Origin of the sequence: Pseudomonas sp. HMWF006 (assembly GCF_003061205.1) — a bacterium.
GTDB lineage: Bacteria > Pseudomonadota > Gammaproteobacteria > Pseudomonadales > Pseudomonadaceae > Aquipseudomonas > Aquipseudomonas monsensis.
In genome coordinates, this window is the sequence record NZ_QAIU01000087.1 from 1 (window position 1) to 4586 (window position 4586).

General features: G+C 59.5%; 6 protein-coding genes. 5 read left to right on the top strand and 1 reads right to left on the bottom strand.

What is annotated here, in order from left to right; all coding sequences use genetic code 11:
• Positions 1-317: glycerol-3-phosphate dehydrogenase C-terminal domain-containing protein (locus DBR24_RS03420; protein ID WP_305888819.1), on the top strand; the 317-nt coding region annotated here is incomplete at its 5' end.
• Between the two features lie 114 nt (positions 318-431).
• On the opposite strand, the gene DBR24_RS03425 is transcribed toward DBR24_RS03420, so the two are convergent.
• Positions 432-1319 carry a LysR family transcriptional regulator gene (locus DBR24_RS03425; protein ID WP_128613891.1) on the bottom strand — a complete coding sequence of 296 codons (888 nt, stop codon included), beginning with the start codon at positions 1317-1319 and terminating at the stop codon, positions 432-434.
• Between the two features lie 105 nt (positions 1320-1424).
• Here DBR24_RS03425 and DBR24_RS03430 point away from each other — a divergent pair, with 105 nt between their 5' ends.
• From DBR24_RS03430 to DBR24_RS03445, 4 genes are all read left to right on the top strand, one after another.
• The gene (locus DBR24_RS03430) at positions 1425-2792 is read left to right on the top strand and encodes an MFS transporter (protein ID WP_123466212.1); all 1368 of its coding nucleotides are present in this window, start codon (positions 1425-1427) and stop codon (positions 2790-2792) included.
• On the top strand, positions 2773-3189 hold the full coding sequence (locus DBR24_RS03435) for a DUF4440 domain-containing protein (protein WP_128613892.1): 417 nt from the start codon (positions 2773-2775) through the stop codon (positions 3187-3189). The genes DBR24_RS03430 and DBR24_RS03435 overlap by 20 nt, the downstream gene beginning before the upstream one ends.
• Positions 3186-4118, top strand: a complete 933-nt coding sequence (locus DBR24_RS03440; RefSeq protein ID WP_128613893.1) for a flavin reductase family protein — start codon at positions 3186-3188, stop codon at positions 4116-4118. The genes DBR24_RS03435 and DBR24_RS03440 overlap by 4 nt, the downstream gene beginning before the upstream one ends.
• Positions 4119-4131: 13 nt before the next feature.
• A partial coding sequence (locus DBR24_RS03445; protein WP_146188944.1) for a Rieske 2Fe-2S domain-containing protein occupies positions 4132-4586 on the top strand: 455 nt, incomplete at its 3' end.

The window sequence follows — 4586 nt, forward strand, 5'->3', positions numbered from 1 at the left end:
CCTTGTGCGCGCAGATTCGCGACAAGTTCGACTTCGTTCCGACCGAGATCGCCCGCCGCTGGTCCACCACCTACGGCAGCCGCACCTGGCGCATGCTTGAAGGCGTGGACAGCCTCGCCGACATGGGCGAACACCTGGGCGGCGGGCTCTACACCCGTGAAGTCGATTATCTGTGCAGCGAAGAGTGGGCGACGACGGCCCATGACATCCTGTGGCGTCGCAGCAAGCTGGGGCTGTTCACCACCCCGGCCGAACAGGAGAAACTGGCGGCGTATCTGGGCAAGGTCGAGCTGAATCGCAAGATCGAAGCGGCCTGATTCCCAAGACATCACTTGCATGACAAGCCCCTGAATCGTGAGATTCAGGGGCTTTTTCACATCTGCAGAGCCGTGGCGTGGGGATTTATCCCCTCGCCACCATGCATCACTGACTCACTGGGCCAGATGCAACAGCAGAAAATCAATGAACGCCCGCGACTTGTGCGGCAGATGCGGGCTGTTGGGGAACACCACGTTGATCGATTGCGACGGCAGCGAATACGAAGGCAGCAAGCGCCGCAAACGCCCGCTGGCAATGTCGTCGGCGACCACCCAGACCGGCAGCACTGAAACGCCGAGTGACGACAGGGTCATCGAACGAATCGCCGTCGAGGAGTTCGATTCGAAGTGGCTGGTGCCGCTGACCTCGACCCCCTGCCCCTGGCTATCGCGCAACGTCCATTGGGTCGGCGCCTGCAAATTGCTGTTGGCAATCCACGACACGTTGTTCAGGTCCTGCGGTTCGTTTACCGGATGGCGGGCGAGAAATGCCTCGGTGGCCACCAACACGATTTCATAATCCGCGAGCTTGCGGCTTTTGAACGCGGAGTCCGCCAAGTTGCCCAGGCGAATTACCAGATCGAGCTTTTCCGCGACCAGATCGTTCAACGAAGAGTTGAAGTTATAGCACAGGCGAATTTCCGGATAACGCTCGGAGAACAGCGGAATCAACGGCAGGATATATTTTTCACCGTACTCGCTGGTTGAACTTATCCGCAACTTTCCGGAGACCCGGTTATTACCTTTCAGGACATTATCAAAGGCATTATCAATATCCGCGACAATACCCTTGAACTCCTCATAAAACTCCTGCCCTATTTCGGTCAGCGATATATTGCGGGTATTGCGGATCAATAGCGTGGCCGACAAGACTTCTTCCAGCGCCTTGACATGCAGGCTGGCCATGGCTTTGCTGATACTCAGGTAATTCGCGGCTTTGGTGTAAGAACCAAAATCCACCACCGCAAGAAACGTCTGGACCCGATTAAGATGAGAGTGCATCGCGCTATGGCTCACTGTTAAATCCCGTCAAACATTGTTTTAAGCATAGTCGTATCGACACTTCAAGTCCATCGCCCCTATGCTGCGCGGCAAAGGGGATACAACATGAACTATCGCTATAAGATCGCGCTGATCTTTCTGATCGGCTTTTTTATTGACTGTATAAACATCTTTATGTCGGCTGTGGCATTGCCGAGTATATCGGCAACTTTGCAAGTCAGTACTTCGTCGGTGGCGTGGGTCGCCAATGCATATATTCTCGGCCTGACCCTGATTATTCCGGTGAGCACCTGGCTGGCGGGGCGCTTTGGCAGCCGCGAAATTCTCACGCTGTCGATGCTGGTCTTCAGCGGTGCAGTGTGGATGTGCGGGATGGCCGACAGTTTCCATGAACTGGTGATCTGGCGTTTCCTCCAGGGCATCGGTGGTGGTCTGTTGATTCCGGTGGGCCAGGCGCTGACCTTCAACCTGTTCCAGGGTGAGCAACGGGCGAAGATTTCCACGCTGGTGATGGCGGTCGCGCTGATTGCACCGGCCATTTCGCCGACGGTCGGCGGCATCATCGTCGACAGCAGTTCGTGGCGCTGGGTGTTCTACAGCAACATCCCGTTCTCGCTGATCGCCGCCGGGCTGTCGTGGTTCTGGATCAAGGAAGCCAAGCCCGCCAGCCTGCCGCGTCCGGACATCCGAGGGTTGTTGCTGGTCAGCGCCGCGCTGGCCAGTCTATTGATGGGCATGTCGCTGTATGGCGGCGATTATCCGGCAATGGCCGCGCTGATCTGCGTGGCGGCGGGCCTGCTGTTCATCGCCCTGTACCTGCTGCACTACCGGCGCTGCAACAACGCGATCATCGAACTGAATCTGCTCAAAAGCAAAAAACTCAGCACCTCGATCTTCATCTATTACGCGATTCCCGGCGTGTTCACCGGGGTCAACCTGATGAGCATTTTCTTTCTGCAGAACACCCTGCACTTCAGCGCCCGGCTGACGGGGATGTTCATGATCCTCTATGCCATCGGCGCCTTCATCGCGATGACGATTTGCGGTCGGGTCTACAACCGGGTCGGCGCCAAACGCCTGTTCACCCTCGGCATGCTGTTGCACAGCGCCGGCATCGCCACGCTGATGCTGGTCAATGCGCCGACGGACCTGTGGGTGATCGTAATCGCCTACAGCCTGATGGGCATCGGCGGCGGCATCGGCGCCAACACCGCGCAGACCACCTCGCTGATGGACTTTGCCGGCGGCGACACGCACAAGGCCAGCGTGATCTGGAACATCAACCGGCAGATGTCCTTCAGCCTCGGTGCCGCGCTGTTTCTGATGATCTTCAATGTGCTGCTCAAGCAGTTCGATACCACGGCGGCCTACCACGCGACGTTCGCGATTGCGGCGCTGGTCGGACTGTTCCCGCTGTTTCAGATGAGTCAATTGAACCCTCCAAAGGAATGCCATGAACAACAACCTGGTTGAACGAGCGCAACACAGTATTCACCACGTGCATGACCTGATTCACCGCGTCTTCACCGATGCCGACGGCACCGGAGCCGCCACCGTCGCGCCGCTGATGGCGGTGTTCGCCGAGCACTTCAGCATGGTCACCACCGCGGCCGCCATCGTCGGCCGCGCGCAGGTCGAGCAACTGTTCACCGGCGCGGTCGGTGCCCGCAAAGGTCTGGAAATCCTGATCAGCGATCTGCACACGGTCTGGCACGAAGGCACGACCGTGGCGCTGCGCTACAAGGAAACCCATCGCCTGAACCAGCGCGAAACCTCGCGCATTTCGGTCGCGATCCTGCGGGTCCAGCACCACGACGTTCAGTGGCTGTACCTGCACGAAACACCGCTGAGCCAGGAAACGCCTGCATGAAGTTCACCGTCACACATTGCCGGATGCTCTCGGCGTCAATCAAGGAAGTCACCGTCAGCGGCCCGGCTTCGCTGATCGCGATGAGCCACGCCGGTGCGCATTTCAAATGGCTGATCCCGGGGCTGAATGATCCTCGGCATTATTCGACCGTGCATCTGGACGAGGCCGGGGACGGCCGGTTCACCTTCGCCATCCGCCTCTCGCCGGATTCCGTCAGCAGCCAGTACATCCGCGCCCTGGCCGTCGATGACAGCGTGGAACTGGAAGGCCCGTTAAACACCTTCAACTACCCGCTGAGTGTCACCAGCGGTCGCGACATCGCGATTGCCGGCGGCATCGGCATCACGCCGTTGACCGGCATCCTGCGTCACCTGGCTGCGCTGCAGCGTCCAGCGCACCTGCATTACTTCGCCAAGAGCGTTGACGACGCGGTCTACGCCAGCCACCTGCAAGAACACCTTCAGGAGCGCATGCAACTGCACCTGTCGGGCCATCGTCCGGCGATCGCTGACGTGCTCGCCGACCTGCGCGCCGACGACCGTCTGTATGTCTGCGGCCCGGCGGCAATGCTCGGCGAGGTACTCAGCCATGCCGAATGCGCGGGTCTGGCCCGCGACCAGATCCATCTGGAGGTGTTCAACCTCGCCCGCGACAGCGCCGCGCAAGGTTGCGTCATCGACGCGGCGGACTCCGGCGTCAGCGTCGAGGTCGGCCCGCAGCAGTCGTTGCTCGAAGCCCTGGAAGCTGCCGGGCTCGATCCGCTTTACGACTGCCGTCGCGGCGAATGCGGCGTCTGCGCACTGGATGTACTGGAAGGCGAAGTCGATCACCGCGACTTCATCATGAGCGAACAGGAAGCGGCCTGCAGTGCGCGGATCTATCCCTGCGTATCTCGCGCGAAAAGCCCCCGCCTGAAGCTGGCGATCTGAAGAGGACACCCCGTTGGACAACTATTTCAATGGCAGAGAAGTGCATAAATCTCTGTTCCTTGATCAGTCTCTATTCGAACAGGAACAGCAGCGGGTTTTCGCCGCGAGCTGGTGTTACCTGGGCCACGACAGCCTGATCCCCGAGACCGGTGACTACTTCACCAGCACCCTGGCCCAACAGCCGCTGGCGATGATTCGACAGAAGAGTGGCGAGATCAAAGTCCTGCACAATCGCTGCCCGCACAAAGGCGTGAAGGTGCTGGCCGAAGCACGCGGCAATGTCGGGCGCTTCATGCGTTGCCCGTACCACGCCTGGACGTTCAAGACCGACGGCGAATTGCTGAGCATCCCGGTGAAAAAGGAATACGACGACTGCGACCTGAGCAGTTGTTCGGCGCACAAAGGCATGCGTGCGGTGACGGCGGTGCGCAACTATCGCGGCTTCGTGTTCGTGCGCCTGACGGAAGA